Origin of the sequence: Burkholderia sp. PR2 (assembly GCF_052372875.1) — a bacterium.
Lineage (GTDB): Bacteria > Pseudomonadota > Gammaproteobacteria > Burkholderiales > Burkholderiaceae > Burkholderia > Burkholderia diffusa.
Map to the genome: position 1 here is coordinate 941,904 of NZ_JBQRWH010000004.1, position 26,998 is coordinate 968,901.

General features: G+C 66.2%; 24 protein-coding genes, 4 tRNA genes and 1 riboswitch. Of the genes, 9 read left to right on the forward strand and 19 right to left on the reverse strand.

What is annotated here, in order from left to right:
* Positions 1–33: 33 nt before the first annotated feature.
* The gene (locus tag ACT2FV_RS21565) at positions 34–2,400 is read left to right on the forward strand and encodes a RelA/SpoT family protein (protein ID WP_151050521.1); all 2,367 of its coding nucleotides are present in this window, start codon (positions 34–36) and stop codon (positions 2,398–2,400) included.
* Positions 2,401–2,575: 175 nt separating this feature from the next.
* On the opposite strand, the gene ACT2FV_RS21570 is transcribed toward ACT2FV_RS21565, so the two are convergent.
* From ACT2FV_RS21570 to ACT2FV_RS21580, 3 genes are all read right to left on the reverse strand, one after another.
* Positions 2,576–2,652 (reverse strand) — tRNA-Arg (locus ACT2FV_RS21570).
* A 61-nt stretch (positions 2,653–2,713) separates the two neighbouring features.
* Positions 2,714–2,790, reverse strand: a tRNA-Arg gene (locus ACT2FV_RS21575).
* Between the two features lie 68 nt (positions 2,791–2,858).
* A tRNA-Arg gene (locus ACT2FV_RS21580) sits at positions 2,859–2,935 on the reverse strand.
* A gap of 130 nt (positions 2,936–3,065) precedes the next feature.
* Here ACT2FV_RS21580 and greB point away from each other — a divergent pair.
* The gene (gene greB, locus ACT2FV_RS21585) at positions 3,066–3,629 is read left to right on the forward strand and encodes a transcription elongation factor GreB (RefSeq protein ID WP_059530120.1); all 564 of its coding nucleotides are present in this window, start codon (positions 3,066–3,068) and stop codon (positions 3,627–3,629) included.
* 104 nt (positions 3,630–3,733) lie between these two features.
* Here the strand turns inward: greB and ACT2FV_RS21590 are convergent, their stop codons facing one another.
* Together ACT2FV_RS21590 and ACT2FV_RS21595 are read right to left on the reverse strand one after the other, a co-directional pair.
* Positions 3,734–4,876, reverse strand: coding sequence for a porin (locus ACT2FV_RS21590; protein WP_444504760.1), 1,143 nt, complete (start codon positions 4,874–4,876; stop codon positions 3,734–3,736).
* A 507-nt stretch (positions 4,877–5,383) separates the two neighbouring features.
* Positions 5,384–5,647, reverse strand: coding sequence for a hypothetical protein (locus ACT2FV_RS21595; protein ID WP_151050525.1), 264 nt, complete (start codon positions 5,645–5,647; stop codon positions 5,384–5,386).
* A 393-nt stretch (positions 5,648–6,040) separates the two neighbouring features.
* Between ACT2FV_RS21595 and ACT2FV_RS21600 the strand changes: the two genes are divergently transcribed.
* Together ACT2FV_RS21600 and ACT2FV_RS21605 are read left to right on the forward strand one after the other, a co-directional pair.
* On the forward strand, positions 6,041–6,244 hold the full coding sequence (locus ACT2FV_RS21600) for a cold-shock protein (RefSeq protein ID WP_006476615.1): 204 nt from the start codon (positions 6,041–6,043) through the stop codon (positions 6,242–6,244).
* Positions 6,245–6,405: 161 nt separating this feature from the next.
* On the forward strand, positions 6,406–7,533 hold the full coding sequence (locus tag ACT2FV_RS21605) for an exonuclease domain-containing protein (protein WP_124904369.1): 1,128 nt from the start codon (positions 6,406–6,408) through the stop codon (positions 7,531–7,533).
* A gap of 36 nt (positions 7,534–7,569) precedes the next feature.
* On the opposite strand, the gene ACT2FV_RS21610 is transcribed toward ACT2FV_RS21605, so the two are convergent.
* Positions 7,570–8,163: a chorismate mutase gene (locus tag ACT2FV_RS21610; protein ID WP_124623488.1), complete on the reverse strand. Its 594-nt coding sequence runs from the start codon at positions 8,161–8,163 to the stop codon at positions 7,570–7,572.
* Positions 8,164–8,383: 220 nt separating this feature from the next.
* Entirely contained in the window at positions 8,384–8,530 is a 147-nt protein-coding gene (locus ACT2FV_RS21615) for a hypothetical protein (protein WP_009690993.1), read from the reverse strand.
* Between the two features lie 197 nt (positions 8,531–8,727).
* On the opposite strand from ACT2FV_RS21615, the gene ACT2FV_RS21620 reads away from it, so the two are divergent.
* The 4 genes from ACT2FV_RS21620 (at position 8,728) to ACT2FV_RS21635 (ending at position 13,319) form a co-directional block, all read left to right on the forward strand.
* Positions 8,728–9,117 (forward strand): DUF2946 domain-containing protein, encoded by a 390-nt coding sequence (locus tag ACT2FV_RS21620; RefSeq protein ID WP_124623485.1) that lies wholly within the window; start codon positions 8,728–8,730, stop codon positions 9,115–9,117.
* 127 nt (positions 9,118–9,244) lie between these two features.
* Entirely contained in the window at positions 9,245–11,593 is a 2,349-nt protein-coding gene (locus ACT2FV_RS21625; protein WP_444504761.1) for a TonB-dependent receptor, read from the forward strand.
* On the forward strand, positions 11,581–12,840 hold the full coding sequence (locus tag ACT2FV_RS21630; protein WP_444504762.1) for an exo-alpha-sialidase: 1,260 nt from the start codon (positions 11,581–11,583) through the stop codon (positions 12,838–12,840). Before ACT2FV_RS21625 ends, ACT2FV_RS21630 begins: the two co-directional genes overlap by 13 nt.
* Positions 12,837–13,319, forward strand: a complete 483-nt coding sequence (locus ACT2FV_RS21635; RefSeq protein ID WP_124904379.1) for a TlpA disulfide reductase family protein — start codon at positions 12,837–12,839, stop codon at positions 13,317–13,319. The genes ACT2FV_RS21630 and ACT2FV_RS21635 overlap by 4 nt, the downstream gene beginning before the upstream one ends.
* Positions 13,320–13,407: 88 nt before the next feature.
* On the opposite strand, the gene ACT2FV_RS21640 is transcribed toward ACT2FV_RS21635, so the two are convergent.
* The 7 genes from ACT2FV_RS21640 to pepN all read right to left on the reverse strand — a co-directional run bounded on the left by ACT2FV_RS21640 (position 13,408) and on the right by pepN (position 21,300).
* Positions 13,408–13,662 (reverse strand): GlsB/YeaQ/YmgE family stress response membrane protein, encoded by a 255-nt coding sequence (locus ACT2FV_RS21640; protein WP_059530096.1) that lies wholly within the window; start codon positions 13,660–13,662, stop codon positions 13,408–13,410.
* 237 nt (positions 13,663–13,899) lie between these two features.
* On the reverse strand, positions 13,900–14,109 hold the full coding sequence (locus ACT2FV_RS21645) for a hypothetical protein (RefSeq protein ID WP_151051417.1): 210 nt from the start codon (positions 14,107–14,109) through the stop codon (positions 13,900–13,902).
* Positions 14,106–15,851, reverse strand: coding sequence for an FAD-dependent oxidoreductase (locus ACT2FV_RS21650; RefSeq protein ID WP_444504763.1), 1,746 nt, complete (start codon positions 15,849–15,851; stop codon positions 14,106–14,108). The genes ACT2FV_RS21645 and ACT2FV_RS21650 overlap by 4 nt, the downstream gene beginning before the upstream one ends.
* Before the next feature lie 175 nt (positions 15,852–16,026).
* Positions 16,027–16,836: a helix-turn-helix transcriptional regulator gene (locus tag ACT2FV_RS21655; RefSeq protein WP_059598980.1), complete on the reverse strand. Its 810-nt coding sequence runs from the start codon at positions 16,834–16,836 to the stop codon at positions 16,027–16,029.
* A 183-nt stretch (positions 16,837–17,019) separates the two neighbouring features.
* A tRNA-Thr gene (locus ACT2FV_RS21660) sits at positions 17,020–17,095 on the reverse strand.
* Positions 17,096–17,303: 208 nt separating this feature from the next.
* Positions 17,304–18,323: a class 1 fructose-bisphosphatase gene (locus tag ACT2FV_RS21665; protein WP_059680758.1), complete on the reverse strand. Its 1,020-nt coding sequence runs from the start codon at positions 18,321–18,323 to the stop codon at positions 17,304–17,306.
* 283 nt (positions 18,324–18,606) lie between these two features.
* On the reverse strand, positions 18,607–21,300 hold the full coding sequence (gene pepN / locus ACT2FV_RS21670) for an aminopeptidase N (RefSeq protein WP_444504764.1): 2,694 nt from the start codon (positions 21,298–21,300) through the stop codon (positions 18,607–18,609).
* Between the two features lie 186 nt (positions 21,301–21,486).
* Between pepN and ACT2FV_RS21675 the strand changes: the two genes are divergently transcribed.
* Entirely contained in the window at positions 21,487–22,188 is a 702-nt protein-coding gene (locus tag ACT2FV_RS21675; RefSeq protein ID WP_059598983.1) for a DUF4136 domain-containing protein, read from the forward strand.
* A 51-nt stretch (positions 22,189–22,239) separates the two neighbouring features.
* Here ACT2FV_RS21675 and ACT2FV_RS21680 read toward each other — a convergent pair whose 3' ends face one another.
* The 5 genes from ACT2FV_RS21680 to xdhC all read right to left on the reverse strand — a co-directional run bounded on the left by ACT2FV_RS21680 (position 22,240) and on the right by xdhC (position 26,855).
* Entirely contained in the window at positions 22,240–22,812 is a 573-nt protein-coding gene (locus tag ACT2FV_RS21680; protein ID WP_059448199.1) for a TMEM165/GDT1 family protein, read from the reverse strand.
* Positions 22,813–22,889: 77 nt separating this feature from the next.
* Positions 22,890–23,028, reverse strand: a riboswitch (yybP-ykoY riboswitch).
* 96 nt (positions 23,029–23,124) lie between these two features.
* On the reverse strand, positions 23,125–24,444 hold the full coding sequence (guaD, locus tag ACT2FV_RS21685; protein ID WP_124623462.1) for a guanine deaminase: 1,320 nt from the start codon (positions 24,442–24,444) through the stop codon (positions 23,125–23,127).
* Positions 24,441–24,779, reverse strand: a complete 339-nt coding sequence (locus ACT2FV_RS21690; RefSeq protein ID WP_124904397.1) for a hypothetical protein — start codon at positions 24,777–24,779, stop codon at positions 24,441–24,443. The genes guaD and ACT2FV_RS21690 overlap by 4 nt, the downstream gene beginning before the upstream one ends.
* Positions 24,780–24,806: 27 nt before the next feature.
* Positions 24,807–25,832 carry an adenosine deaminase gene (locus tag ACT2FV_RS21695; RefSeq protein ID WP_059598985.1) on the reverse strand — a complete coding sequence of 342 codons (1,026 nt, stop codon included), beginning with the start codon at positions 25,830–25,832 and terminating at the stop codon, positions 24,807–24,809.
* An 18-nt stretch (positions 25,833–25,850) separates the two neighbouring features.
* Positions 25,851–26,855 (reverse strand): xanthine dehydrogenase accessory protein XdhC, encoded by a 1,005-nt coding sequence (gene xdhC / locus ACT2FV_RS21700; RefSeq protein ID WP_059598986.1) that lies wholly within the window; start codon positions 26,853–26,855, stop codon positions 25,851–25,853.
* Positions 26,856–26,998: the final 143 nt, after the last annotated feature.

The window sequence follows — 26,998 nt, forward strand, 5'->3', positions numbered from 1 at the left end:
CCACGCGCGCAACGACTCGACCTGGAGGCGAATATGAGCACCACCCCATCGTCCGCCTCCGCGGATTCGACCACCGAAGCCACGGCCCAGTCGCCTGCGCGCCAGTACATCGACGCGGTCCTCGAACAGTCCTTCCGGCATCTGTTCGGGCCGACCGCCACGCCGGAGCAGCCGCGCAAGCACGGCGTCGTTTCGATCGCGAAACTGACGGCCGCGCTTGCCGAGTATCTCCCTCCGGAAGAAATCAAAGAGGTCAAGGCGGCGTTCCACTTCAGTGACGAAGCCCACCTCGGTCAATATCGCCAGAGCGGCGAACCCTACATCACCCATCCCGTCGCCGTCGCGGAAATCTGTGCCGGCTGGAAGCTCGACGCGCAAGCGGTGATGGCCGCGCTCCTGCACGACGTGATGGAAGACCAGGGCGTGACCAAGAGCGAACTGGCCGAACGGTTCGGCCCGAAGGTCGCCGAACTGGTCGACGGCCTGTCCAAGCTCGACAAGATGGAGTTCCGCAGCCGCGAGGAAGCGCAGGCGGAAAACTTCCGCAAGATGCTGCTCGCGATGGCGCGCGACGTGCGGGTCATCCTCGTCAAGCTCGCCGACCGTCTGCACAACATGCGCACGCTCGGCGCGGTGCCGATGGAAAAGCGCCGGCGCGTCGCACGCGAGACGCTCGACATCTACGCGCCGATCGCGCACCGCCTCGGGTTGAACAACACGTATCGCGAGCTGCAGGACATGAGCTTCGCGAACTTCAACCCGCATCGCTACGCGACGCTCGAGAAGGCCGTGAAGGCTGCGCGCGGCAACCGCCGCGAAGTAATCAGCAAGATCCTCGAGGCTGCTCAGCGCGCGATGAGCGACGCGAAGCTCGACGCGGAGATCACCGGCCGCGAGAAGACGATCTACAGCATCTATCGCAAGATGCGCGACAAGCAGCTATCGTTCTCGCAGGTGCTCGACGTGTACGGCTTTCGCGTCGTCGTCGAGAGTCCGCTCGACTGCTACACATGCATCGGTGCGTTGCACGCGTTGTACAAGCCCGTGCCCGGCAAGTTCAAGGACTACATCGCGATCCCGAAGATCAACGGCTATCAGTCGCTGCACACGACGCTCGTCGGCCCGTTCGGCGCGCCGATCGAGTTCCAGGTGCGCACGCGCAAGATGCACGAGATCGCCGAGGCCGGCGTGGCCGCGCACTGGCTGTACAAGAACGGCGGCGCGGATCTGAACGACGTGCAGAAGCGCGCGCATCAGTGGCTGAAGTCGCTGCTCGACATCCAGAGCGAAGCCGGCGATTCGAGCGAATTCCTCGAGCACGTGAAGATCGACCTGTTCCCGGATGCGGTCTACGTGTTCACGCCGAAGTCGAAGATCATGGCGTTGCCGCGCGGCGCGACGGCGCTCGATTTCGCGTATTCGATCCATAGCGATCTCGGCAACCAGTGCGTGGCCGTGAAGATCAACAACGAGTTGCTGCCGCTGCGCACCGAGCTGAAGAGCGGCGACATCGTCGAGGTCATCACCGCGCCGTATTCGAAGCCGAACCCCGCGTGGCTCGGTTTCGTGCGCACCGGCAAGGCGCGTTCGGCGATTCGTCACTACCTGAAGACGATGCGCCTGAACGAGTCGGTGCAGCTCGGCGAGCGGCTCGTCGATCAGAGCCTGAAGGGTTACGGGCTCGCGCTCGCCGATGTCGCGCCGGAGGTGTGGGAGAAGCTCGTTCAGTGGACGGGCAACAAGAGCCGCCAGGAAATCTTCGCGGACATCGGCCTCGGCCGCCGCGTCGCCGCGGTGATGGCCAAGCGCATCGAGGTGCTGATGACCGGCCGCGATGCGGACGACGATCTGCCGAAGTCCGAGCGGCATCCCGCGCACAATGCGCCGCCGGTCGTGATCACCGGCACCGAAGGGATGTCCGTGCAACTGTCGGCGTGCTGCCGGCCGATTCCGGGCGATGCGATCATGGGCTATATCGGCATCGGCCTCGGGATGGCGATTCATACGACCGATTGCCGGGTCGCGCAGCGCATCCATCGTCGCGATCCGGGCCGCTGGATCGACGTCGAGTGGGCGCCGCAGCCGGGTCGTCTGTTCGACGTCGCGGTGAAGGCGCTCGTGAAGAACACGAAGGGCATCTTCGCGCGCGTCGCGGCGGACATCACGTCGGCCGACGCGAACATCGTTCACATCGCGATGGACGAGGATCTGACGCACGAATCGACGGTGCTGCGGTTCGTGATCCAGGTCAGCGATCGCGTGCATCTCGCGAACGTGATGCGGCGCGTGCGGACCAATCCGGACGTGATGCGGATCATGCGCGAGCGCTCGACCGACGACAGCGTGCATGCGCGTCACGACGGCGGCATGCGCATCGAGCGCGAGCGGCAGGATTACTGACGTCGCGCGGTGGTTTGCGGCGGGATGCGACGGCGGCCACGGACCGCCGTTTTCATGTGTGCAGCGCGTCGGGCGCTGTCATGAAGTGGCAACCCGACTCGAGCGGGCGGTGGCCGAACAAAAGAGGGGGGCGGAAAAGAAAAAAGGGCCTTCCCGGAGGAAGGCCCTTCTGAGGTGGCGCGGCTGGCAGGATTCGAACCCACGACCCCTTGGTTCGTAGCCAAGTACTCTATCCAACTGAGCTACAGCCGCACGCAAAGCGGTACTACTTCAACTGTCGGAACCTTCTGCGATGGGAAGGCCCCCAAAAAGGTGGCGCGGCTGGCAGGATTCGAACCCACGACCCCTTGGTTCGTAGCCAAGTACTCTATCCAACTGAGCTACAGCCGCACGCAAAAACAAAACGCTACAACATCGAACTGAAAGGGCCTTCGGTTTGGAAGGCCCTCGAAAAAAAGTGGCGCGGCTGGCAGGATTCGAACCCACGACCCCTTGGTTCGTAGCCAAGTACTCTATCCAACTGAGCTACAGCCGCACGCAGAAGCGGAAGTATAGCAGGGTTGTATAAAAAGGGAAGCCTTATTCGCAAAAAATGTCACCCGATCCTGGGCGGCCGCGTTCGTGTACCCTTGATGCATCAGTCATCCAAGTGTTGAATCTGCATCATGAACAAGGCGTTTGTCAAAGAGTCGGACGGCGACGACGACGATCTCGACCCGAGTCAACCCGCGATTCCGGCGGGCACGAAGAACTACATCACCCCGGCCGGCCACAAGCGGCTCAGGGACGAACTCCTGAACCTGATCGACGTCGAGCGCCCCGAAGTCGTGCGGTTGGTGTCGTGGGCCGCGTCGAACGGCGATCGATCGGAGAACGGCGACTACATCTACGGCAAGCGGCGGTTGCGCGAGATCGACCGCCGGATCCGCTTTCTGACGAAGCGGCTCGATCTCGCCGAAGTCGTCGACGCGAGCCGGCAGGAGAATGTCGACCAGGTGTTCTTCGGCGCGACCGTCGATTACGCGACGCCGGACGGCGAGGATCACACCGTCACGATCGTCGGGATCGACGAGGTCGATCTCGATCGCGGCTGTGTCAGCTGGATTTCGCCGGTCGCACGAGCCCTCATCAAGGCGAAGATCGGCGACACCGTCACGCTGATGACGCCGGCTGGTCCCCAGCCGATCGACGTGCTCGACGTTCGCTATCCGGCACCGGGCAGCGCGTGAGCGGGGAGCGGTGCATTCGCACAGCGCAGCGCTGAAACGACGAGCGCCCCGGGTGGGGCGCTTCGTCATGACGGTCCTTGCCGGGCGGGGACCGATCGCATTGCTCAGAAGCGGTGGCGCATGCCGGCCGTGACCGCGATCTGCTTGTTCGTCGACGACGCGGTGTCGAGCCCGTTGATGTTCGCACCCACAGTCAGGCCGTCCGCATTGACCCGTTGGTACTCGCCCTGCAGATACAGGTCGGTGCGCTTCGACAGCGCATAGTCGGCCTGCAGGTTGAACTGGTGCCAGCTGGGCGTCTGGCCGTCGAGGCGGCCGTCGGTGTACGTGTATGAACCCGCGAGCGAGAATGCCGGTGTCAACGCGTAGCGGCCATTCACTTCGTAATTGTTGAAGCGCGTGCCGCCGGTGAGCGGGATGCCGCCCGACACGCCGGACTGCCCGGCGCTGATCCTGGCCGAATCGGTCAGGCGCGTCTGCGTGAACACGAAGCCGGCCGTCGCGGGCCCGAACGTATAGTTGAGGCCCGCGCCCCAGGTGCGCTGACGGCTGGCGGCGAACGTCCAGTCGCCGGCCACCGCGCCGGGGTCGCTGGCTGCGAGCGACAGCGCGTTGATGTTGTTGTTGAGTTGCATGTACGCGGCCGCGACGTTGAAGCCCAGATAGCTGTACGACGCGCCCACGCTGTATGCGCGGTTGTTCGAGAAATCGCTGGAATTCGAGAAGCCATACAGCGCGCCGAACTTCAGGCCGCCGTAATTGGCACTCTGATACTTGACCGAGTTGTTGATCCGGAACGAGTTGTTCAGATTGTCGTTGTCGAACGGGTGCGCGAACTGCGTGCCGCCGTATTGGGTGCCGGTCAGCGACAGCGGGCCGAGGAAATCGACGACGCTGTCGTACTGGCGGCCGAGCGTGAGCGAGCCGTAGCTTTGGTGCGCGAGGCCGACGAAAGCCTGGCGGCCGAATTCGCGGCCGTTCTGCTTGAGCGAACCGTTGTTGATGCCGAAGCCGTTTTCCAAGGTGAAGATCGCTTTCAGTCCGCCTCCGAGATCCTCGGTGCCGCGCAGGCCCCAGCGGCTGCCGTTGATCGAGCCGCTGGTCTCCTGCCACGCGCTGTGACCACCCTGGTTGTTCGTATAGGTGATGCCTGCATCGATCAGGCCGTACAGCGTGACGCTGCTTTGCGCATGGGCGGCAGTGGCACACACGCCGGTCAATGCGGCGACGATCAGGGGCTTTTTCATGATCTGTCTCCAAACAGGATGATGTCGATCGAACCTGCTGCGGGCATCGGCGGCGTCGCGTGTCGGCGACGCCGTGCGCGTTGAGCGCGGCGCCTTCGTCGGAAATCCATTTGCAGTGTAAGGATGGGTCCGGGTGCAAAAGGAAATTGCTTCTGGCAATACTGTATTTTGAATCCCGCAAGAATGAGTGTATGCGCCGGGAGCCCCGGCCATCAAGACTTTGCGGCAGCGCAGCAGGCGGAGAATGTGCTCAGGACTGCATAACGGGTGTCGAGGGCGTTGCGCGATCGCGACAGGCAATCGGTGGCGGGCGGGGCAGACCTAGCGCGATTATTGACACATCGGCAATAGAGGTTTGTGTGGAGCATGGATAATGAAAGGATGTTCTCTCGCTATACTGCGATCTCTGCTTTCCGAAGCAGACTTTTTCGTTGACGGAAAAGATCTCCAAACCTTTGTCGGCGCGACTTCCCAGTCGCGCTTTTTTTTTGCCCGTCTCCCGGATCCCTATTGCTTGTACGAGCGTCGCTTGCGCTTGCCTGTCGGTTGCGTGTCATCGGTTTCGGCTTGCGGCGGCGTGTACGTCCAGTCTTCCATCACGTAGTGACGGGCGTCCAGCGGTGAAGCCAGCAGGTTCTGCCAATGATCGCCGTGCCAGGTCGGGTCGAACTCGGTATCGCATGGCGTTTCACGAGACTCGGCCAGCGCGCGGGACTTGCGGCGTACGCGTGCGAGCCGGCTCGCAAGGCGTTTGATTCCGTCCAGCCACATGACCTTCTCCTCCAAATGCCATGCACCAGCATCGCAACGTCCTTCGTTCTTGGCAATCCGGAAAAAACCCGATGATTTTACCGGCCCGATTTGTCCCCGGTAGGTTTTTCATGTTTTTGATTATCGGTGATTCGATCCAGGTAATATTGACAGGTTTTTGATGCGGATCAATTAATAAAAGACGATGGTGTACCGATTCCAGTGGTATTGACGTTTTTTTGATAAAGAAGGCGCCAAAAATTCCCTTGACGCACCCGGATCGTCCAATTTATAAAGTCAGCACTCCGTCCCCGGGCGGAGCGCTGGGGGTGAGTGTCGGCGCGCCGTTGCGGGATTTCGGGAAGCGGCTATAAACAGTAGCTTTTTTGATCTAATCGAGTGGGGAACGAAGGTATGGATACCGGTATCGTAAAATGGTTTAACGATGCTAAAGGTTTCGGCTTTATTACGTCCGACAATGGTGGCGAAGATCTGTTTGCGCACTTTTCCGAAATCCGGATGGACGGCTTCAAAACGCTGAAGGAAAACCAGCGCGTTTCCTTCGATGTGAAAGTCGGGCCGAAAGGCAAGCAGGCAGCGAATATCCAGGCGGTCTGACGCGCCACGCATTGCCGATCACGTCCGGCCCCCGCATCGCGGGGGCTTTTTGCTTTTTGGGGCACGAAAACCCGTGACCGGCGAATCGAATCCGCTTCGGACTGGTCGCGAACACGCCTGCCGGTGCATACTCACGGAAGCATTGTCTCTCCCGCCTTTTCATGTCCGATTTCCGTCCGTCCGATCCCGCCTGCGAACAGCCGCTCGTCTTCGTCGATCTCGAAACCACCGGTGGTTCGTCCGCCGAGCACCGCATCACTGAAATCGGCGTGGTCGAAATCGGCCCGCTGGGCGTATCGACATGGACGACACTGGTCAATCCGGGGCAATCGATTCCGCCGTTCATCCAGCAACTGACGGGCATTTCCGATGAGATGGTGCGCGACGCGCCGTCGTTCGCGTCGCTCGCGCCCGTGCTGTTCGAGCGGCTCGACGGCAAGCTGTTCGTCGCGCACAACGCGAGCTTCGACCGGGGCTTCCTGCGTGCCGAATTCGAGCGCGCCGGCTTCGCATTCAATCCGGACGTGCTGTGCACGGTGCGGTTGTCGCGCGCGCTGTTTCCGCGGGAGGCGCGACACGGACTCGATGCGCTGATCGAGCGGCATGGCCTCGTTCCCGCCGCCCGCCACCGGGCGCTCGCGGATGCCGATCTCCTTTGGCAGTTCTGGCGGCAATTGCACGAGATCGTGCCGCTCGAGCGTCTGCGCGACCAGATTGCGCGCACGACGCGCCACTTCCGTCTCGCGGGCGGCATGACCGAAGCGTGGCTCGATACCGCGCCGGCCGGATGCGGCGCGTACGCGTTGTTCGGGGAGGGTGACGTAGCGCTGTACGTTGGCCGCAGCGTGCGCGTGCGGCAGCGCTTGCGCGCGCTGCTGACCGGCGAGCGGCGTTCGTCGAAGGAAATGCGGATTGCGCAGCAGGTGCGGCGCGTCGAATGGCGGGAGACCGGCAACGAACTCGGCGCAATGCTTGCGGAAGCGCAGTGGATCGCTCGTCTGCGTCCGTCATACAACCGGCGTCCCGCGGCCGAAAGCGCCCGTGCCGGCAATGTGCCCTGGCCGTTCGACGGCCCGGTCGCGTTCGAGGCGAGCGGCGAGCGCCGCCTGTTTCATGTGATCGACGGCTGGCGCTACCTCGGTGTGGCCGAATCGCTCGATGCGGCGGCGCGGCTCGTGGCCGATGGCGCGGACGGTGCAGTCGAGCCGCATACCCATCGCCTGCTGCAGACGCATCTCGCGCGCGGCCTGCAACTGATTCCGATAGCGGCGCTCACGCCTGCCGACTGAGCACCGCCGGCTGCAGCGCGTAATGGCCCCGCGCCATCAGCCGATCGCGCTGGCGCCGCCGGCCGAGCAGACGTGCGACAGCGCGATGCCGAGTGCCTGCGTCTGGGTGCGGTCGTAGCGCGTAAGCGTCTTCCAGTTTGCGATGCTGCGTGCGAGCCGCGCCTGGCAATCGGGCGCGTCGCGCAGCGGTGCGACTTGCGCGAGGCCGGCCAGCATCTTTTGCGTGAGCTGGTCGAGCGCCGGCCGCGTGCTGGTCGCGAGGTCGGGCGGCGAGCCTTCCGGCGGCCGCGTCGCGCGCCACGTTGCGAAGAGCGCGTTCTGCACGTCCTTGCTCGCGGCGATCTGATCCTCGAAGAACGTGCGCGCGAACGCGGGATCCACGCCGGACTGTGCGGCACGCTTCTCCACCGATGCGAGCAGGGCCGCTTCGCGCGGCCGGTCCTCGATCGCCTGGTGGTTTGCCCATTTCCATCGCGCGACGGGTTCGGCAAGTGCGAGCCGCTGCGATGCGAGCGCGACGAGATTGGTAAGCGCGGTGTCGTCGCCGTCCGCGCGTGCGACGTGCGGTGACGTAAAAAAGGCGACGCCGAGCGCGGCGACAGCGACGCTGGCACGAATGGCTTGTTTCATCGGAACGATCGGGAGGACCGGGCTGGCCGGAGGTGGAAAACCAGAAGAATAGACGAAGACAGTCGCGCGGCGGAACGACGCGACAGAAGAATCAGCGGACGCGCTGATCCGGCACCGTCAGGCCATTGCAGCCCGGGTGCGAAGCGATCTGCGCCGAAAACGCAGCGATGAACCGCACGATATCGATCGACACGTGGCGGTTACAGAACGGAACGTAGGTTCACTTCGGCGAGTACAGCTTGTGCTGCTCGTCGAAGAATGCCCGGACATGCTCGGGCAACTCGGCGAGGAATTCCACGCCGACGGGTTCCGGATCCGGGCTCATCACTTGCTCGGGCGGGGGCATGCGGGTTGGTCTTTCGTCCATGGTCATTTCTCCAGCAGGTTCAATAATTATCAACCTCGCGCTTGGATTTATGCCAGTGGCGAATCGTTAGATTTTGTCTCTGTTGTATTAACGGCACATGCGCAGCCGCGCACTGTGCGATGCCGACTATTGCACCTCGCACGTCGGCAACGATCGGGCCGCTTGTTATACTTGCGCGCTCTTTTTCCTGGACCGCGATGAAACGAACGACGCGATGGATCGGCCTCGTATGGTTGGCGCTCGTACTGAACGTACTGTCGCCCGTCATCGGCTACGCGCGTCTCGCATCGAGCGGTTCCGGCGAGCTCACGCTCGAATTGTGCAGTGCGGCAGGCGTGCGCCACATCGCCCTCGCGCAGTCGGGCGACGACCGCGGCACAACGCCGTTGGACCATGCCGGCGTGCCGCACTGCGTGTACTGTCCCGGCTTCGCGGCGAACGTGGCGCTCGGCACGAGCCTGCCTGCATTGCCGGGCTTCGTGCGCGCATTCGCGTACCGGGCGGCCGCCCCGGCCGTTCCCGTTTTTCCCCGCAAGGGCATCCGTCTCGCGCAGCCGCGCGGTCCGCCTGAAAACGTCCCGATCTGATTGATATCGTCCGCGCGCTCCGGTGGCGCGCGTGTCGCCTGCGGCCCGATCCGCGCGCCGCGCCATGTGCGCGCGGCGCGTCGGCTCGCGCACGGCGGCGTCCGGTCACGTTTTCAGGAATTCATCCATGTCGTTCACCTTCCCCGCGCGGCCGTCGCGCGGCCGGCTCGCGCTCGCCTGCGCCGCAGTTTTTGTCTGGCCTGCCGCGCAGGCGGCCACGATCGATGGCGCATCCGCGGACCCCGTGCCCGGCGGCCCGGGCAACCCGGCCGGCCGTGCCGCACCGGTTGCCGCGCCCGCGCCGACGGGCGGCACGCTGACCGCCGTCAGCGTTTCCGCCCGGCGGCAACCCGTCGATCCCGATACGCCGGCCGTCGTCGAGTCGATCACGCGCGAGCAGATCGACGCGCACACCAACGTCACCACCGAGGACGCGCTGAAGTACGCACCCAACCTGATGGTTCGCAAGCGCTACATCGGCGATCGCAACAGCGTGTTCGCCGGCCGCGACTTCAACGAGTTGCAGAGCGCGCGCGGGCTCGTCTACGCCGACGGGCTGCTGCTGTCGAACCTGCTCGGTTCGAGTTATGCGTATCCGCCGCGCTGGTCGCTGATCGCGCCCGACGATATCGCGCGCGTCGACGTGCTGTATGGTCCCTTTTCCGCGCTGTATCCCGGCAACGCGATCGGCTCGACCGTGCTGCTGACGACGCGGCGCCCCGATGCGCTCGAGGCGTCGCTGTCGACGCAGTTCTTCACGCAGCGCTATCACGACGGCTACGGGTTCGCGGACAGCTTCGGCGGCAATCACCAGACCGCGCGGATCGCGAACCGCGTCGGCAAGTTCTGGTTTTCGCTGTCGCTTGACCGGCTGGAGAACGACGGCCAGCCGATGCAGTATGCGGGCCCCAATTCAGCCTACAACCCGAAGCTCGGCGCTGCGGTGCCAGTTACGGGAGCGGCTACCGACATCGGGCCGAACGGCAAGCCGCGCACGATCGTCGGCGCGCAGACCATCGAGCGGACCGAGCAGCTCAACGAGACGGTCCGGATGGGCTATGCGTTGACGGACCACGTCGACGCGACGCTGACGCTCGGGCACTGGGAAAACCATTACCGGCAGCACGGCGAAACCTTCCTGCGCGATGCGGCCGGCAATCCCGTCTACGGTGGCAACGTGTCGATTGGCGGCCGGAACATGACCGTCGCGCCGAGCGCGTTCGCGCCGCAGCGCGGCGACCAGGAGAATTGGTTCTACGCGCTCGGCCTGAACGGTCGGCTGGATTCGGGCTGGCGGCTGTCGGGCGTCGTGTCGGCGTACGACGTATCGCGCGACGTGCTGCGCGCGGCGTCGACCGTGCAGGGCGGGGCGGGCACGCTGTTCCAGGGCGACGGCACGGGCTGGCGCACGTTCGACCTGAAGGCCGAAGCGCCGGAAGTGAAGGGCCACGCGTTCACGTTCGGCTATCACTACGACAACTATTTCCTGCGCAACGTCACGTACAACACGGCCGACTGGCTGACCGGGCCGACTACGTCGCTCGCGAGCGTCTACCGGGGCGACACGCGCACGCAGGCGCTGTTCGCGCAGGACGCGTGGCGTTTCGCGCCCGGCTGGCTCGCGACCCTCGGCCTGCGCTACGAGCGCTGGGATGCGTACGGCGGCGCGCTTGGCAACGCCAACGGCATGCGCGGCTACGCGGACCGCAACGCGAATGCGCTGTCGCCAAAAGTCGCGCTGCAATGGGACGCGACGGACGTCTGGCGCTTCCGGCTGTCGTTCGCGACCGGCACGCGCTTCCCGACGGTCGGCGAACTGTTCCAGGGCACGATCTCGAACAACGCGATCGTCAACAACAACCCGAACCTGCGGCCGGAAAAGGCGATCGACTGGGACTTCACGGCCGAGCGCGACGTGGGCGTCGGCGTCGTGCGCGCGAGCGTGTTCCAGAGCGACCTGCGCGATTCGATCTACAGCCAGACGACGGTGTCGGGCGCGTCGACCGTCACCAACATCTCGAACGTCGATCGCGTGCGCGTACGTGGCGTCGAACTCGCATTCAGCGGCCAGAGCGTCGGGCTGCGCGGGCTCGACATCGACGCGAACGTGTCGGCGAGCAACGCGCAGATTCTGGCCGACGCCGCGAATCCGGCTTACGTCGGTTCGCGCTTTCCGCGCATCCCGCGCATGCGCGCGAACCTGCTCGCGTCGTACCGCTTCGACGAACACTGGCTCGCGAGCGTCGGCGTCCGCTACTCGGGCCGCCAGTTCAATACGCTCGACAACAGCGACGTCAATCCGGACGTGTACGGCGGCACGAGCACCTTCACGGTCGTCGACCTGAAGGCACGCTACCGGCTCGACCGTCACTGGGTCGCGTCGGTCGGCATCGACAACCTGACTGACCGTCGCTACTACGTGTTCCACCCGTATCCGGGCCGCACTTTCTTTGGAGAACTGAAATGGTCGCTGTGAAATCGTTCTCGGCAGGCTGCGCGCTGTGGCTCGCGGCGCTGTCGCCCGCAGGTGCGCACGACGCGCCGAACACCGTCGATCCGCATGCGGCGCACATGAGCATGCAGGCCGCGCCGGCACAGCAGAAGCAGCCGCTCGCGACCGGCGCCGCATTCGACGTGCGGCACCGGCTGTGGGTCGCATGGGTCGAAGGCGCGCACGTCGTCGTCGCGCACTCGGATGACGCGGGCCGCACGCTGTCCGCACCCGCGACCGTCAACGCGATGCCCGAGCCGATCTACACGAGTGCGGAGAATCGCCCGAAGATCGCGACGAGCCCGGACGGTAGTGCGGTATACGTGTCGTGGTCGATGCCGCTCGATGCGCCGTACACCGGCATGGTGCGCTTTTCGCGTTCGCTCGACGGCGGCGCGACCTGGAGCGTGCCCGTCACCGTGCATCGCGACCGGCAGGCGATCACGCACCGCTTCGACATGATGGCAGTCGATCCGGCCGGCAACATCGCGATCGCGTGGATCGACAAGCGCGATCTCGTTGCGGCGAAGGCGGCGGGGCGGGCGTACGACGGTGCGGCCGTCTACTACGCCGTGTCGCGCGACGGCGGCGCGTCGTTCAAGCCCGAGCGCAAGGTGACCGATCACACATGCGAATGCTGCCGCATCGCGATGGCGATCGATCCGGCCGGACATATCGAAGCCGTGTGGCGCAACGTGTTCCCGGGGCAGATCCGCGACCATGCGCTCGCGGTGCTGCCCGTGTCGGCGTCGGAGCCCGTCGCGCCGGTGCGCGCGACGTTCTCGAACTGGCACGTCGAGGCGTGCCCCGAGCACGGGCCGGCGCTCGCGATCGCGCCGGACGGCACGCGCCACATCGCGTGGTTCGGCGTCGTCGACGGCCGCGCCGACGTGTTCTACTCGCGCATCGGCGCCGATGGGAGGCAGCTCGGCACACCCTGGGCGTTCGGCGCGAATCCGGCGGTACCAGCGGAGCAGGCATCGCATGCGGCGCTCGTCGCGCGCGGTGATGTCGTCTGGCTCGCATGGAAGGCGTTCGACGGCGACACGATGCAGATCAAGTTGCGCCGCTCGGACGATCGCGGCGAGCACTGGTCGGCGCCGCGCGTGATCGCGTCGACGTCGGGTGCGAGCGACAACCCGCAACTGCTCGACGATGCAGGACGCATCTACCTGTCGTGGCGTACGCGTAACGACGGCTATCGGCTGATTTCCGTGGAGGGGGCGCAATGAAACGGCTGCTGGTGTCGATCTGCGCCGTGCTTGCGAGTCTGCCCGCATGGGCCGGTGAACTGCAGCCGCTGCGCGCGTCCGAGGTCGCGAAGTTGTACGCGACGGCGCTCGAACGGCCGCTCGCGGTCGAGATCTGGTCGCTCGATTGCGGCTACTGCCGCGAGAACGCCGCGCATCTGGTCGCGTGGCAGCGCCGGCATCCGGACGTGCGCCTCGCGATGGTCTCGATGGACGCGTACGACGACAACGGTGCGGCGATCGCGCAGGCGCTCGCGCAAATGAACCTGCCGCCGCAGGTCGCGCAGTATGCGAACGCGGAGCCGATGCCCGAGCGTCTGCGGGCGGCACTCGATGCGGGATGGCGGGGAGAAATGCCGCGTACCGTGTGGATCGGACGCGATGGCGCGCGCGAGGCGCGCAGCGGATTGCTGACGACCGACGTGCTCGACGGCTGGTTTCGGCGCGGCAAGCGCCAGTGAAACCGGACGGCGGCGCGCGGGCAATGCCGCGCGCCGCTTCGATGCAACTACGAAACGAAAGCGCGCCCGAAGGTGCGCGAGAAGATCGTCAGGCCGCGCGCCTGAACAGACGGATCACGAACAGCAGGATCACGGCGCCGATGACCGCGACGATCACCGAGCCGATGAAGCCGCTGCCGAGGCTGATGCCGAGCACCCCGGCCAGCCAGCCGCCGATCACCGCGCCGACGATCCCGACGATGATATCGACGATCAGGCCGAACCCGCCGCCCTTGACGAGCAGGCCCGCCAGCCAGCCGGCGATCGCGCCGATGATGAGCCACATAATCAAGCCATGAGTCATGGTGATCCTCTCCTAGTGTTGAGTCGAAATGACCGGACGTCGGCTGTTTCGCCGCAAGCTGCATGAAGGCGGCATGCGACCCGCCGCGCCGCCCACGCAATGTAACGCGATAGACGGGTCGGAATCGTTAAGTAATGTTATGCACCCTTATCGGGATTTTCCAGGGGATTCGTCTGCCTACGAAATGAATCTGTAAGAAATTGATGGTGGCGCGCAAGGGATGCGTCATGTGTCACATCATCCATGCGTCGGCGCCGGTGCGCCCGTGTCGGGCAGGCCGTCGCCGGCGTCCGCGATCAGGCGGGTGATGGTTGCCGCGTCGCCGATCGCCTCGATCGCCAGCAGCGCGAAGCGGGCGAGAAAGAGCGACGCGTCGGTTTCGCCGATGCGGGTCATCGTGCGGCACAGGTTGGTGTAAAGGACGTCGCGTTCGGTGTCGGTCATCATGCGTTCTCCTGAGGATCGGCTGACGTGTGCGGGTGAAGTGCGCGCTCGAGTGCGGCGCTCAGGTCGGTGGTGCGCGCATCGTGCCAGCGGCCGAGCACGTGTCCGTCCGGACGCACGAGATAGACGGTGCCGTCGCGCGCGCCGTACAGGTCGAACAGCCGGCCGTCGACATCGTAGCCGCCGCCTCCGGGGTGTTGCGGTGCCGCATGCCGCGCGAGCGTGACGAGCGCGAACGGTATGCCGATGTCGTGCAGGCGTCGTTCGAGATCGGCGAACGACGGATCGGGCGCACCGTCGCGTGTAAAGCGGAACGCGGTGAAGCGCGAGCCGACGAGATCGGTCAGGTGGCCGCGACGCGCGCCGTTGTCGTTGCCGATGTCGCTCGACGTCTGCAGCATCAGCGGGCATTCGGCGAGTACCATGCCGGGCGCCGGCCCAGCCGAGAACGCATCGCGTTCGTCCGCATTGAGCGGCGACGCCGTGTAAGCGATGGCCGATGTCTGACGCGGATTGATCAGCGAACGCAACGCCGGATGCCGGACCGCGAGCGTCAGCACGGCCTTGCGCATCAGGTCGAACGCAAACGACGGCGGCGCCATGAACTCGGTGCTCTTGGTGCCGTAGCGCAGGTTCTCGTGCGTCGCGAACACGCGCTCGTCCGAATAGCTGTCGAGCAGTGCGTCCGACGCGAGCCCGCGAATCACGTACGCCAGTTTCCACGCGACATTGTCGGCGTCGTCGATGCCCGAGTTCGCGCCGCGCACGCCGAAGATCGGCACGAGGTGCGCGGCGTCGCCGCAGAACAGCACGCGGCCGTGCCGGTAGCGTTCGAGCGTCAGCGCGTTCGCCTTGTAGATCGTGATCCAGATCGGCGACCAGTCTCCGCGCTCACCCATCATGTCGAGCAGGCTCTGCACACGCGGGATCACGTTTTCGGGTTTGACAGCCGCTTCGGGATCCTCATCGTCGCGCAGCTGGTAGTCGATCCGCCACACGTTGTCGGGCTGTTTGTGGACGAGTACGGTCGAGCCTGGGTTCGACGCCGGGTCGAAGTAGGCGAGTCGCTCGGTCGGCCGATCGCTGTCGAGCGCGATGTCGACGATCACGTAACGGCCTTCGTAGCTGGTGCCCTGGAGCGACAGGCCGAGCGCATCGCGCATCGTGCTGCGCCCGCCGTCGCTCGCCACGGCCCAGTCGGCATCGAGTGCGTAGCCGCCGAGTGGCGTATCGACGTCGAGACGCACGCCGTCCGGGCGCCGCGTGACGCCGGCGACCTTCGTCTGCCAGCGGATTTCGATCAGCTCGGGGCGGCGCAGCGCGGCATCGAGGAGGAACTGCTCGATGTGATACTGCGCGAGGTTCACCATCGGCGGCAGCTTCTGGTTTTCGTCCTGCGGCATCGTGAAATGCAGCACTTCTTCGTGACGATGGAAGCTGCGTCCGCCGCTCCACGGCAGTCCGACGCTGAGGAAACCGTCGAGTGCGCCGAGCCGCTCGATGATCTCGAGGCTGCGTCGCGAGATGCAGATGGCGCGGCTGCCGTGACAGACCGAATCGTCGGCTTCGAGCAGCACGCTGCGGATGCCGTGATTGGCGAGGCCGAGCGCGACCGCGAGGCCGACCGGCCCGCCGCCGACGATCGCGACGCGGTGCCGCTGCATGTCGACGCCGTCGCTGCAGGTCGGCAGGTGCGCGGGATGGCGCGCGGCGACGAACGGATATGGCTTGAATTCGATGCCCATCGTTGGCTTCCAGGTTGCACTGTTTGAATGCGCACGCTCGACGACGCGATGCGTGCGGCAGGCTGGATGCAGTATGGAAGCCGTACCGAACACCGCTGTCCCCATTCCGGGTACAGCGCTCGGCCGGCGGCGGGTCGGGACTTACCCCGACGCGCTCAGGATCGGCAGTCGACGTTCAGGGCTGCAGGCACAGCGCGAACAGCTGGCGCTGGCTCGAGATGCCGAGGCGACGGTACGCGCGTTTCTGGTAGGTGACGACGCTGGAGGCCTTCACGCCGATCGTCTCACCGATCTCCTGCGCGGTCTGGCCTTCGAGCACGCCGCGCAGCACATCGAGTTCGCGCTTGGACAGTGCCGGGCATGCGCCGCGCAGCCGCGCGAGCATCAGTTGCGGGATGCCGATCTGCGCCGCGCCGGCGAGCGCATAGTGATGCCGCGCGGCCTGCGCGATCAGCGGTGCGAGCGTTTCGATGGCCGCGATCTCGCGTGGCTGGAACGCGCCGCTGCGACGCGCGCGATACAAGTTGATCGACAGCCAGGTCGAGTCGTTCGGCTGCATCAGCAACGCGACGCGATCGGACACGTCGGGGCCGCGGTAGCAGGCTGCGCGATATGCGTCGTGGCAGATCTCGTCGCCGGCCTGCTGATGCAGCACCACGTCGTGGCGGTGCGTGCCGCGACCGGCGGCCGAGACGATCTTCTGGTTGCCGTCCAGTGCATAGAAATGCCGCGCGTAGGTGTCGGCGACGTCACGCAGGTAGCGGCCGCCGCGATGATCGGCGACCGAGATGGTGCGTGGACGGTTGCCGAATTCGTACGCGAAGATCGTGCACTGCGTGACGGACAGCGCATCGTCGAACAGCTTCAGGATTTCCGCGGCGAACGCATTCGGCTCGCTGCCGCCGATCACGGTAACGAGACCGGTTGCGCGGGACACGTCCAGTTGCCCGCCGAGGTTCGGTCGCTCGAGGCGCCAGATGCGCATGATGCGGAGGGGGGGGAGGGCCAGGTGATCCGGCGATTGTAATCGGCGGCGCGCGGTGCGGGAGTCGGGGGATGCCCGCAAGCGGAAATGATGCGGCGGGTGGTGCAGGACTTCGTGTATCGGAAATCGTGGCCGTAAAAGAGAAAAGGCCTGATAAGCGATGCTTATCAGGCCTTTATATCTTGGTGCCGGAGATAGGAGTCGAACCTACGACCTTCGCATTACGAATGCGCTGCTCTACCAACTGAGCTACACCGGCAGCAGAGAAATGAAATTATATGGTCAAATCCGAGATCTTGGCAATAGGTTTTGCGAAATTTTTTCAGCTTGCTGCTGCTGTTTCGCGAAACCATCGATCCGGCGGACTTCCCGCTTTCACTTCACTGCGATGCAGCCTGTCAGGGCCACATCGCGAAGGCGCGATTGTACTGGCGTCTCGCACCTCCGTCTAGTGCTGCAGTGCAAATTTATTTGCCTTCGCCTTCGGTGTGATAGCGGGTCACGCGCTCGACTTCGTTCTTCGAACCGAGGAACACCGGGACGCGCTGGTGCAGTCCGGTCGGCTGCACTTCCATGATGCGCTGCGTGCCGGTCGTCGCGGCGCCGCCGGCCTGTTCGACGATGAACGACATCGGGTTCGCTTCGTACATCAGGCGCAGCTTGCCCGGACGATCGGGCGTGCGCTTGTCGGCCGGGTACATGAAGATGCCGCCGCGGTTCAGGATCCGGTGCACGTCGGCCACCATCGACGCGATCCAGCGCATGTTGAAGTTGTCGCCGCGCGGGCCTTCCTTGCCGGCGTTCAGCTCGCTGACGTAGCGCTGAACCGGTTCGTACCAGTGGCGTGCGTTCGATGCGTTGATCGCGTATTCGCGCGTATCGGCCGGGATCTGCATGTTGCTTTGCGTGAGCACCCACGAGCCGACTTCGCGGTCGAGCGTGAAGCAGTTCACGCCGTTGCCGGTCGTCAGCACGAACACCGATTGCGGGCCATACACCGCGTAGCCGGCCGCGACCTGCTCCGTGCCCGGCTGCAGGAACGATTCCTCGGTGGCCTGCTTGCCGTCCGGGCAACGCAGCACCGAGAAGATCGTGCCGATCGACACGTTCACGTCGATGTTCGACGAGCCGTCGAGCGGGTCGAACACGAGCAGGTATTCGCCGCGCGGGTAGTTCGCGGGGATCGGGAAGAACGTTTCCATTTCTTCCGACGCCATCGCGGCGAGGTTGCCGCCCCATTCGTTCGCGTCGAGCAGGATTTCGTTCGACAGGATGTCGAGCTTCTTCTGCACTTCGCCCTGGACGTTCTCGCTGCCGGCGGTACCGAGTGCATCGCCGAGCGCGCCCTTCGACACGTTGTAGCTGATCGCCTTGCACGCGCGGGCGACAACTTCGATCAGCAGGCGGAGGTCGGCGGGGAGGTTGTTGGTCTCACGCTGCTGCTCGATCAGGAACTTGGACAGCGTGGTGCGGCGGGCAATGGACATGACAGACTCCGAAAGGCCAAAGAATCCTTGAATTGCCGCAATTTTACCCGGCGCGCCTCCCGACCCGCCGCCTTTTTTCGTCCGGTTACATGGTCGGTCGGCTGACTCGGCCGGGTTTAGGCGTGCGTGACGCGGCGGATCGGCGTGGAAGCGGAGGGAAATCCGGGTGCCACGAACGCGTGGTCCGGCTCCGACCCCGTCAACCTTCAGACGACAAAAAAGCCGGCGCCGCAACGGGGCGGCGCCGGCTTCGTCGCACGCGAGCCGAATCGCGTGCGTGACGTTACGCAAGTGCCTTTTCGACGATCTCGCGCACGTCGCGCGATTTCGCGCCGGCGGCGACCTGCTCGAGCGCATCGCGCATCCGGTCGCGCAGCGCCGGCGTGAAGCGGCGCCACAGTTCCAGCGAGCGGGCGAGGCGCGCGGCGACCTGCGGGTTGATCGCGTCGAGCGCGAGCACCTGTTCGGCCCAGAACGCGTAGCCCGAGCCGTCCGCCGCGTGGAATTGCGCCGGATTCGCCGCGCAGAAGCTGAAGATCAGCGAGCGTGCGCGGTTCGGGTTCTTCAGGTTGAACGCCGGGTGGGCCATCAGCGTGCGGACCTTCGCGAGCGTCGGCTGCGCGGCCGTGCCGCGCTGCGCGGCCTGCATCGCGAACCACTTGTCGATCACGAGCGCTTCCTTCTCGAAGCGACGGTAGAAGTCGTCGAGCGCGCGCGCGGCCGCGTCGTTCGCGCCCGATGCCGCAGCGGACAGCAGCGCGCCGAGCGCGGCGGCACGATCGGTCATGTTGTTCGCCGCGTCGTACTGCGCGGTCGCGATGCGCACGGCGTCGGCCGGATCCTCGAGTTCGGCGAGATACGCGAGCGCGAGGTTCTTCAGCGCGCGGCGGCCGGATGCGTCGGGCGTCGGCTCGTACGCGCCCGGCGTCTCGTGCTGCGCGTACGCGGCGAGCCACTCGGCGCGCAGCGCGGTCGCGAGCTGGCGGCGCACGAACTGGCGCGCGCGGTGCACGGCGGCCGGATCGGCTTCCGCCATCTGGTCGGCCAGATAGGTTTCCGACGGCAGCGTCAGCGCGAGTTCGCGGAACGCGGGCGACAGGTTTTCATCGGTCAGCACGCGGCGGAACGCGGCGACGAAATTCTCGCCGAGCGTGAGCGGCTCTTTTGCGGCGGCACGCGCGGCGAGCGTCAGCAGCGCACGCGTCGCGAGGCGCTGGCCGGCCTCCCAGCGGTTGAACGGGTCGCTGTCGTGCGCGAGCAGGAATGCGAGGTCGTCGTCGCTGTAGTCGTACTCGACGATCACCGGTGCCGAGAAATTGCGCAGCAGCGACGGCAGCGGTTGTTCCGGCACGTCGACGAACGTGAAGGTCTGCTCGGTATCGGTGAAGTCGAGCACGCGCGTCGTGCCTGCCGCCGTGGCTTCGCCGTCGAGACGCAGCGGCAGGTCGCGGCCGTCGCGGCCGATCAGGCCGATCGCGAACGGGATCAGGAGCGGCCCTTGCTGCGTTTCGCGCGCGGCCGGCGACGCATCGCCGTAGCCCTGCGCGAGCGTGAGCGTGTAACGGCGCGTGGCCGGGTCGTAGGCGGCCTTCACCGACACGCGCGGCGTGCCGGCCTGGCTGTACCAGCGCTCGAACTGCGCGAGGTCGCGCCCGTTCGCGTCGGCCATCGCGTGACGGAAGTCGTCGCACGTCACGGCATGACCGTCGTGGCGCTTGAAGTACAGGTCCATCCCCTTGCGGAAGCCGTCGCGGCCGAACAGCGTCTGGTACATCCGCACGACTTCCGAGCCTTTCTCGTAGACGGTCATCGTGTAGAAGTTGTTGATCTCGACGTAGCTTTCCGGGCGCACCGGGTGCGCCATCGGGCCCGCGTCCTCGGCGAACTGCAGCTGACGCAGCACGCGCACGTCCTCGATGCGCTTGACCGCGCGGGCCGCGGATGCGACGTCGTCGCCCGCGGCCATGTCGGCCGAGAATTCCTGGTCGCGGAACACCGTCAGCCCTTCCTTCAGGCTCAGCTGGAACCAGTCTCGGCAGGTCACGCGGTTGCCGGTCCAGTTGTGGAAATACTCGTGGCCGACCACCGATTCGATGTTCGCGAAGTCGGTGTCGGTCGCGGTCTCGGGGTTCGCCAGCACGTACTTCGTGTTGAAGATGTTGAGCCCCTTGTTCTCCATTGCGCCCATGTTGAAGTCGCCGACCGCGACGATCATGAAGCGGTCGAGATCGAGCTCGAGGCCGAAGCGCTTTTCGTCCCAGCGGATCGAGTGGATCAGCGAATCCATCGCATGACGGGTCTTGTCGAGGTCAGCCGGCTCGACCCACACCTGCAGCAGTTTTTCCTTGCCCGAGCCGGTTGTGATCTTCTCCTCGATCGCGACGAGCTTGCCCGCGACCAGCGCGAACAGATAGCTCGGCTTGCGGAACGGGTCTTCCCATTTCGCGAAGTGGCGGCCGTCGGGCAGCTCGCCCGAGTCGACGAGATTGCCGTTCGACAGCAGCACCGGATACGCCGTCTTGTCGGCGCGCAGCGTGACCGTATACGAGGCCATCACGTCGGGGCGGTCGAGGAAGTAGGTGATGCGGCGAAAGCCTTCGGCCTCGCACTGCGTGAAGAAGTTGCCGCTCGACACGTACAGGCCGGACAGCGTCGTGTTCTGGTCCGGCGCGCACGCGCTGTCGAGCGTGAGCTCGAACGCATCAGGCACGTTTTCGACGGTCAGCCCGTGCTCGTGCGCGCGCACCGCGCCGTACGGCGCGCCATCGAGCTGCGCGCCGAGGAATTCGAGCGCTTCGCCCAGCAGCTCCAGATGCGGGGTGGGCGCCGCGTCCGGATTGCGGCGCACGCGCATCGTATTCCTGACGATCGTGCGGGCCGGCGCGAGATCGAATTCGAGCGCGACGGAATCGATGAGGAAGGCCGGCGGCGTGTAGTCGGCGCGGCGGATCACGGTGGAAGAGGCGTTGTCGGACATGGTCGTCGAGATCGGTGGAATGGGGATCGGGCCCGCGACGCGGGCCGGGCGAACCGGGTCATTGTACAAAGGCTGGCGGCTGCGTGCCGGGCGAACTTTTTACCGGTTCCGGGAGTCCGCGTATTATCGGCATCCCGTGCAGTTCGCGCGTTGCGACGCACGGGTGACGGATCGACGAGGATCGACATGAAACACGATTGGATTTTTCGCGGTGCGGGCTGGGCGGCGGTGCTGTGCGTGACGCTGCTGACGGGCTGCACCAGCTACGTGACGACGCAGGTCACGGCATTCTCCGACTGGAGCGGCAGCGACGCGACACGCACTTATGCCTTCACACGCACGGATGCGCAGAAGCACAGCATCGAGCAGTCGACCTACGAGCCGATCGTCGCGAACGAACTGTCCGCGTATGCATTCAGGCAGGTGCCGGCCGCGCAGGCCCGCTATCTGGTCGGGCTGGCCTACGGGGTCGGCAGCGATCTGGTGACGGTGCCGCAACCGGTTTACTACGACCCGTGGTTGATGGGGCCGGGGCCGTACTGGCGGGGCGGGCCGTGGGGCCCGTGGGGGCCCTGGGGGCCGATGCCGGCAGGCTACGTCGCGCAGACCTACCAGGTCTTCGACTACACGCTCGGCATCCGGATCACCGAGCGCGCGACCGGCAAGGAGGTCTATAACGTGACCGCGCGCACCACCGGCGACAACGGGGCGCTGCTGTATGCGATGCCGTTCCTCGCGCGCAGCGCGCTCACCGATTTCCCGTTGGCGAACGGTGCGATCCGCACGGTGCGGCTGCCGGTCGACAAGCGCGGCGGGCCGGCCGCACCGGCCGCCAACGAGCGTGCGGTGCCGGCCGTGCCGGCATCGGGCGCGGCGGTCGCGAAGTAGCGCGGTATCGACACCGGCGCGGCCGCCCGGTCGCGCCACTTGCTGCGTGCGTCAGGCCCCGACGCCCAGCAGCGCCAGCGCGCCGAGCACGACGAACAGCACGGCCGCGATGCCATGCACGAGCTTCGTCGGCAGGCGGTGCGCGAAACGGTCGCCCAGCAGGATCGCGGGCACGTTCGCCAGCATCATCCCGAAGGTCGTGCCGGCCACCACGCCGATGTAATCCTGGAAGCGCGCGGCGAGCGCGACGGTCGCGATCTGCGTCTTGTCACCCATTTCCGCGAGGAAGAACGCGACGAGCGTCGCGCCGAACACGCCGAGCCGCGAGCGGTTGGCATTGGCTTCGTCCGCATCGAGCTTGTCCGGCACGAGGATCCACAGCCCCATCGCGATGAACGAGAACGCGAGCGCCCAGCGCATGATCGATGGCGTGACGAGCGCGCCGAGCCATTCGCCGAGCGCACCGGCGAAACCGTGGTTCACGAGCGTCGCGACGAGCACGCCAAGAATGATCGGCACGGGCTTGCGGTAGCGCGCGGCCAGCACGAGAGACAGCAGTTGGGTCTTGTCGCCGATTTCAGCGAGGGCGACGGCGCCGGTGGAGATCAGGAAGGCTTGAGACACGTATGGGGTTCCACGGGCCGATGTTGTGCGTGCGAGCGACGATCCGCCGCGCGCCGGGCCCTGATGCGGCGCGCAGTGAACCATCGGTCTCGCCAGGCCTTGGTGGCTGCGTCCGCCATGGCCGAAAGGCCAAGTCTGTTGACGGACGCCTCCGTCACGATGCGCGCCGGTGGCGCGGGACATCGAGCGGAGCGGCTACTCCCCAATGAGCGGCGAATTCTAGCACGGCGTGCGGCGCGCGCGGTGCGAATCCGGTTGCTCCGGCCTGCCTCGCGACGCACGCCGGGGCAGGCATGGGCAAGCGCGCGTCAGTTACGCGGCGGCGGTGCGGCGCGCGGCACCGCGCTCGTGCACGAGTTGGCCGGCCGCATAGGTGCGGTACACCGCACGGTCGTCGCCGAGCAGCGCGAACGCGAACAGCAGTTCTTCCAGCGACTCCGCGCGTTTCGTGCGGCGTGCGAGCAGCGGCGTGGCCTGCGGGTCGAGCACGACGAAATCGGCCTCGGTGCACGGCGCGAGCGTGCCGACCGTATCGGCGAGATCGAGCGCCTGGGCGGCGCCGGCCGTCGCGAGCCAGAACATCCGCGTCGCCGTCAGGTGGTGGCCCGACAGCCGCGCGACCTTGTGCGCCTCGTTCATCGTCTGCAGCATCGAGAACGACGTGCCGCCGCCGACGTCGGTGGCGAGCGTGACGGGCACGTCGAATTCGCCGGCCTTGTCGAAGTCGAACAACCCGCTGCCGAGGAAGAAGTTCGACGTCGGGCAGTGCGCGACGACGGTGCGCGTCTCGGCCATCCGGCGGCGGTCCTCGTCGTCGAGGTGGATGCAGTGGCCGTACACCGCGCGCGGGCGCAGCAGCCCGTAACGGTCGTAGATGTCGAGATAACTGCGGTGGCCGGGGAACAGCTCGGCCACCCATTTCACTTCATCGACGTTTTCCGCGACGTGACTCTGCACGAACACGTCCGGATGGCGGCGCGCGAGTTCGCCGCATGCCTCGAGCTGCGCCTCGGTCGACGTCGGCGCGAAGCGCGGCGTGAGCGCATACATCTGGCGGCCCTTGCCGTGCCAGCGGCCGATCAGCTCGGCGCTGTCGTCATAGCCCGATTGCGCGGTGTCGCGCAGGAACTCGGGGCAGTTGCGGTCCATCAGCACCTTGCCCGCGATCATCCGCAGGTCGCGCGCGTCGCTCGCCGCGAACAGCGCGTCGGCCGATTGCTTGTGCACGGTGCAGTAGACGAGCGCGCTCGTCGTGCCGCAGGCGAGCAGTTCGTCGACGAAGAAGTCGGCGACTTCGCGCGCATGTTCCGGATCGCCGAACTGGCGCTCGGTCGGGAACGTGTACTTGTCGAGCCAAGGCAGCAGGCCGGGCGCCGGCGACGCGATCATGTCCGTCTGCGGATAGTGGATGTGCGTGTCGATGAAGCCGGGCACGATCAGCTTGTCGCGCAGGTCGTGGACGACCGCGTCGCGCGCGAGCGTCGCGGCGAGCTGCGCATACGGGCCGGCCGCGACGACCTTGCCGTCGTCGACGATCAGGAGACCGTCGGTCTCGTGGTTCGCGGCCTGGCTCGACTGCGCCGGGTCGCCGTTGAAGGTGAGCAGTTGGGAACGGAAAGCGGTTTGCGTCATGACGAATGGTCCTGCATCAAGGTAAGGCGAACAGAAGAAAACGGTCGGCGCCGCGCGGGCGACGGCATGGCGGGCGCTGCTCGGGCATGCGCGATGCGGCGAAGCGCGAAGGCCGGGGCGCGGCGGAAGGCGATCGCGGTGGCATTAGCGACCGGCGCGGCGGCGAGCTGCATGACGAGCCGCAACGACAGGCTTCGGCGCGCGACGCCGCACAACGCCGTCGCCACGCGGGCGACTGGCGCGACGCGCGCGTGCGTGCGCGGTGCACGCACGCGGCCGACGTGGCGCAGGGCCAAACCGGTCGCCACGAAGCGGATGCCGTCGATGTGTTTCATCTGTCTAGCGAACCTCGATGCCAGCCGTCACGCGGCCTGCCAGTACGAATCGAGACGCGCGATCAGCGCATCGCGCTGCGCGGCGTCGACGAACGACGCCTCGAAGCCGTTGCGGATCACGGTGTGCACTTCGGCGTCCGTCAGCTGCAGCCCGTCAACCGTCGCGAAGTAGTTGTCGTTCACGTAGCCGCCGAAATAGGCCGGATCGTCGGAGTTGATCGTCACCGCGACGCCGCGATCGAGCAGCGCCTTCAGCGTGTGCTTCGCCATGTCGTCGAACACGCACAGCTTCAGGTTCGACAGCGGGCACACGGTCAGCGCCGTGCGCGTGCGCGCGAGGCGTTCGACGAGCGCCGCGTCCTCGATGCTGCGCACGCCGTGGTCGATCCGGTCGACCTTCAGCACGTCGAGCGCTTCGTAGATGTAGGCGGGCGGGCCTTCCTCGCCCGCATGTGCGACGAGCTTCAGCCCGAGCGCACGCGCCTTCTCGAACACGCGCGCGAACTTCGTCGGCGGATGGCCGAGCTCGGACGAATCGAGACCGACGCCGATCAGCCGGTGGCGATAGCGTTCGAACAGCGGCAACGCGGATTCGAACGTCGCGAGCGCATCGTCTTCGGACAGGTGGCGCAGGAAGCACAGGATCAGCTTGCTCGACAGCCCGCGCTGCTCGGCATCGGCGAGCGCGCGGTCGATGCCGGCAACGACCGTCTCGATCGGCACGCCGCGTTCGGTGTGCGTCTGCGGGTCGAAGAACAGCTCGGTGTGGACGACGTTGTCGGCGAGTGCGCGTTCGCAGTATGCGGCCGTCATGTCGTAGAAATCCTGCTCGGTCAGCAGCACGCTCGCGCCGGCGTAATAGATGTCGAGGAACGATTGCAGGTCGGTGAACGCATACGCGGCGCGCAGCGCGTCGATCGACTCGTACGCGAGCTTCACGCCGTTGCGCTGCGCGAGCGCGAAAATCAGTTCGGGCTCGAGCGAGCCTTCGATATGGATGTGCAGCTCCGCTTTCGGGGCGCGGGCAATCTTGTCCTTGAAGGTCGGGGTCATGGCGTTGTTCTTGGTCGGTCAGAATGTAGGGGAAGCCAGTGCGGGCGCGTTCGCCTCGACGGCCTGCAGCAATTGCGCGGCCACCGAGATCGCGATCACTTCGGGCGCCTTGTCGATGATGCCTTCGACGCCGATCGGGCAGCGCATCCGCGCGACCTGGGCCGGGTCGATGCCGATCGCCGCCAGCCGATGATCGAACTGCACGCGCTTGGTGCGCGAGCCGGTCATCCCGAAGTATGCATAGTCGCCGCGCCGCAGGATGCGCTCGGCCAGCACGAAATCGAGTGCGTGGTCGTGCGTCATCACGACGAAGTACGCATGCGGCGGCGCCGTATCGACGGCATCGGCCGGGCTGGCCACCGCGTCGATCGCGAGATTGCCGATCCCGGCGAGTGCGTCGGCCGGCGGGAACACCGCGTCGGGCCCGTCGATCCAGTGCACGTGGCACGGCAGCGTCGCCAGCACCTTCACGAGCGCGGTGCCGATGTGTCCCGCGCCGAACAGCACGACGGGGAACGCATACGGCGCGATCGTTTCGGTCATCAGCGACACGCCACCGGTTTCCCACAGCAGGCAATCGGCGCGCGCCGCGGGCGATTCGGGCTCGCTCAGCAGCGGCGCGCCCGGCGAGGGGCCGAATGATACGCTACGCACGGTTGCGGCGCCCGCCGCGACGCGCTTGGCGAGCGACATGATCCAGCCGAGGTCGCCGACGTCGAGCCGCTCGAACGCGAGCACGACCGCGCCGCCGCAGCACTGGCCGAGGCTCGGGCCGAGCGCGAGCCGTTCGAGCCGGCGCGCGTGGGGCACGTGCGCGCCGTCCTTCAGCAGGTGCCGCGCGATCTCGATCGCCTTCCATTCCAGATGACCGCCGCCGATCGTATGGCGGGCCGTGTCGCGCGTGACGAGCATCTTGGTGCCGGCCTCGCGCGGCGCGGAGCCGTCGGTGTGCGCCACCGTCACCAGCACGGCCGCTTCGCCGTGCGCGAGCAACTGCTGCAGATCGCCGAGCCAGGCTTCCATCAGCACGCTCCGGTCGGGACGACGCGGCGCGACGCGCGGCGCGGGGTGGCGGGCGCCGCGGCAACGAGGGCGGACGAAAGCGACGCGGGCCGGCTGCCCGACTGCGAATTCGGTGCGGTGGCCGTGCGCCGAAGGCGCGCGCG

What these genes read in the sequence shown, in the direction of transcription:
- ACT2FV_RS21645 (WP_151051417.1), bottom strand. Translation starts at nt 14,109, where the DNA reads ATGATGACCGACACCGAACGCGACGTCCTTTACACCAACCTGTGCCGC.
- pepN (WP_444504764.1), bottom strand. Translation starts at nt 21,300, where the DNA reads ATGTCCGACAACGCCTCTTCCACCGTGATCCGCCGCGCCGACTACACG.
- ACT2FV_RS21565 (WP_151050521.1), top strand. Translation starts at nt 34, where the DNA reads ATGAGCACCACCCCATCGTCCGCCTCCGCGGATTCGACCACCGAAGCC.
- ACT2FV_RS21640 (WP_059530096.1), bottom strand. Translation starts at nt 13,662, where the DNA reads ATGACTCATGGCTTGATTATGTGGCTCATCATCGGCGCGATCGCCGGC.
- ACT2FV_RS21655 (WP_059598980.1), bottom strand. Translation starts at nt 16,836, where the DNA reads ATGCGCATCTGGCGCCTCGAGCGACCGAACCTCGGCGGGCAACTGGAC.
- xdhC (WP_059598986.1), bottom strand. Translation starts at nt 26,855, where the DNA reads ATGGAAGCCTGGCTCGGCGATCTGCAGCAGTTGCTCGCGCACGGCGAA.
- ACT2FV_RS21590 (WP_444504760.1), bottom strand. Translation starts at nt 4,876, where the DNA reads ATGAAAAAGCCCCTGATCGTCGCCGCATTGACCGGCGTGTGTGCCACT.
- ACT2FV_RS21605 (WP_124904369.1), top strand. Translation starts at nt 6,406, where the DNA reads ATGTCCGATTTCCGTCCGTCCGATCCCGCCTGCGAACAGCCGCTCGTC.
- ACT2FV_RS21690 (WP_124904397.1), bottom strand. Translation starts at nt 24,779, where the DNA reads ATGAAACACATCGACGGCATCCGCTTCGTGGCGACCGGTTTGGCCCTG.
- ACT2FV_RS21630 (WP_444504762.1), top strand. Translation starts at nt 11,581, where the DNA reads ATGGTCGCTGTGAAATCGTTCTCGGCAGGCTGCGCGCTGTGGCTCGCG.
- ACT2FV_RS21610 (WP_124623488.1), bottom strand. Translation starts at nt 8,163, where the DNA reads ATGAAACAAGCCATTCGTGCCAGCGTCGCTGTCGCCGCGCTCGGCGTC.
- ACT2FV_RS21600 (WP_006476615.1), top strand. Translation starts at nt 6,041, where the DNA reads ATGGATACCGGTATCGTAAAATGGTTTAACGATGCTAAAGGTTTCGGC.
- ACT2FV_RS21595 (WP_151050525.1), bottom strand. Translation starts at nt 5,647, where the DNA reads ATGTGGCTGGACGGAATCAAACGCCTTGCGAGCCGGCTCGCACGCGTA.
- ACT2FV_RS21615 (WP_009690993.1), bottom strand. Translation starts at nt 8,530, where the DNA reads ATGGACGAAAGACCAACCCGCATGCCCCCGCCCGAGCAAGTGATGAGC.
- ACT2FV_RS21665 (WP_059680758.1), bottom strand. Translation starts at nt 18,323, where the DNA reads ATGTCCATTGCCCGCCGCACCACGCTGTCCAAGTTCCTGATCGAGCAG.
- ACT2FV_RS21650 (WP_444504763.1), bottom strand. Translation starts at nt 15,851, where the DNA reads ATGGGCATCGAATTCAAGCCATATCCGTTCGTCGCCGCGCGCCATCCC.
- greB (WP_059530120.1), top strand. Translation starts at nt 3,066, where the DNA reads ATGAACAAGGCGTTTGTCAAAGAGTCGGACGGCGACGACGACGATCTC.
- ACT2FV_RS21675 (WP_059598983.1), top strand. Translation starts at nt 21,487, where the DNA reads ATGAAACACGATTGGATTTTTCGCGGTGCGGGCTGGGCGGCGGTGCTG.
- ACT2FV_RS21695 (WP_059598985.1), bottom strand. Translation starts at nt 25,832, where the DNA reads ATGACCCCGACCTTCAAGGACAAGATTGCCCGCGCCCCGAAAGCGGAG.
- guaD (WP_124623462.1), bottom strand. Translation starts at nt 24,444, where the DNA reads ATGACGCAAACCGCTTTCCGTTCCCAACTGCTCACCTTCAACGGCGAC.
- ACT2FV_RS21625 (WP_444504761.1), top strand. Translation starts at nt 9,245, where the DNA reads ATGTCGTTCACCTTCCCCGCGCGGCCGTCGCGCGGCCGGCTCGCGCTC.
- ACT2FV_RS21620 (WP_124623485.1), top strand. Translation starts at nt 8,728, where the DNA reads ATGAAACGAACGACGCGATGGATCGGCCTCGTATGGTTGGCGCTCGTA.
- ACT2FV_RS21635 (WP_124904379.1), top strand. Translation starts at nt 12,837, where the DNA reads ATGAAACGGCTGCTGGTGTCGATCTGCGCCGTGCTTGCGAGTCTGCCC.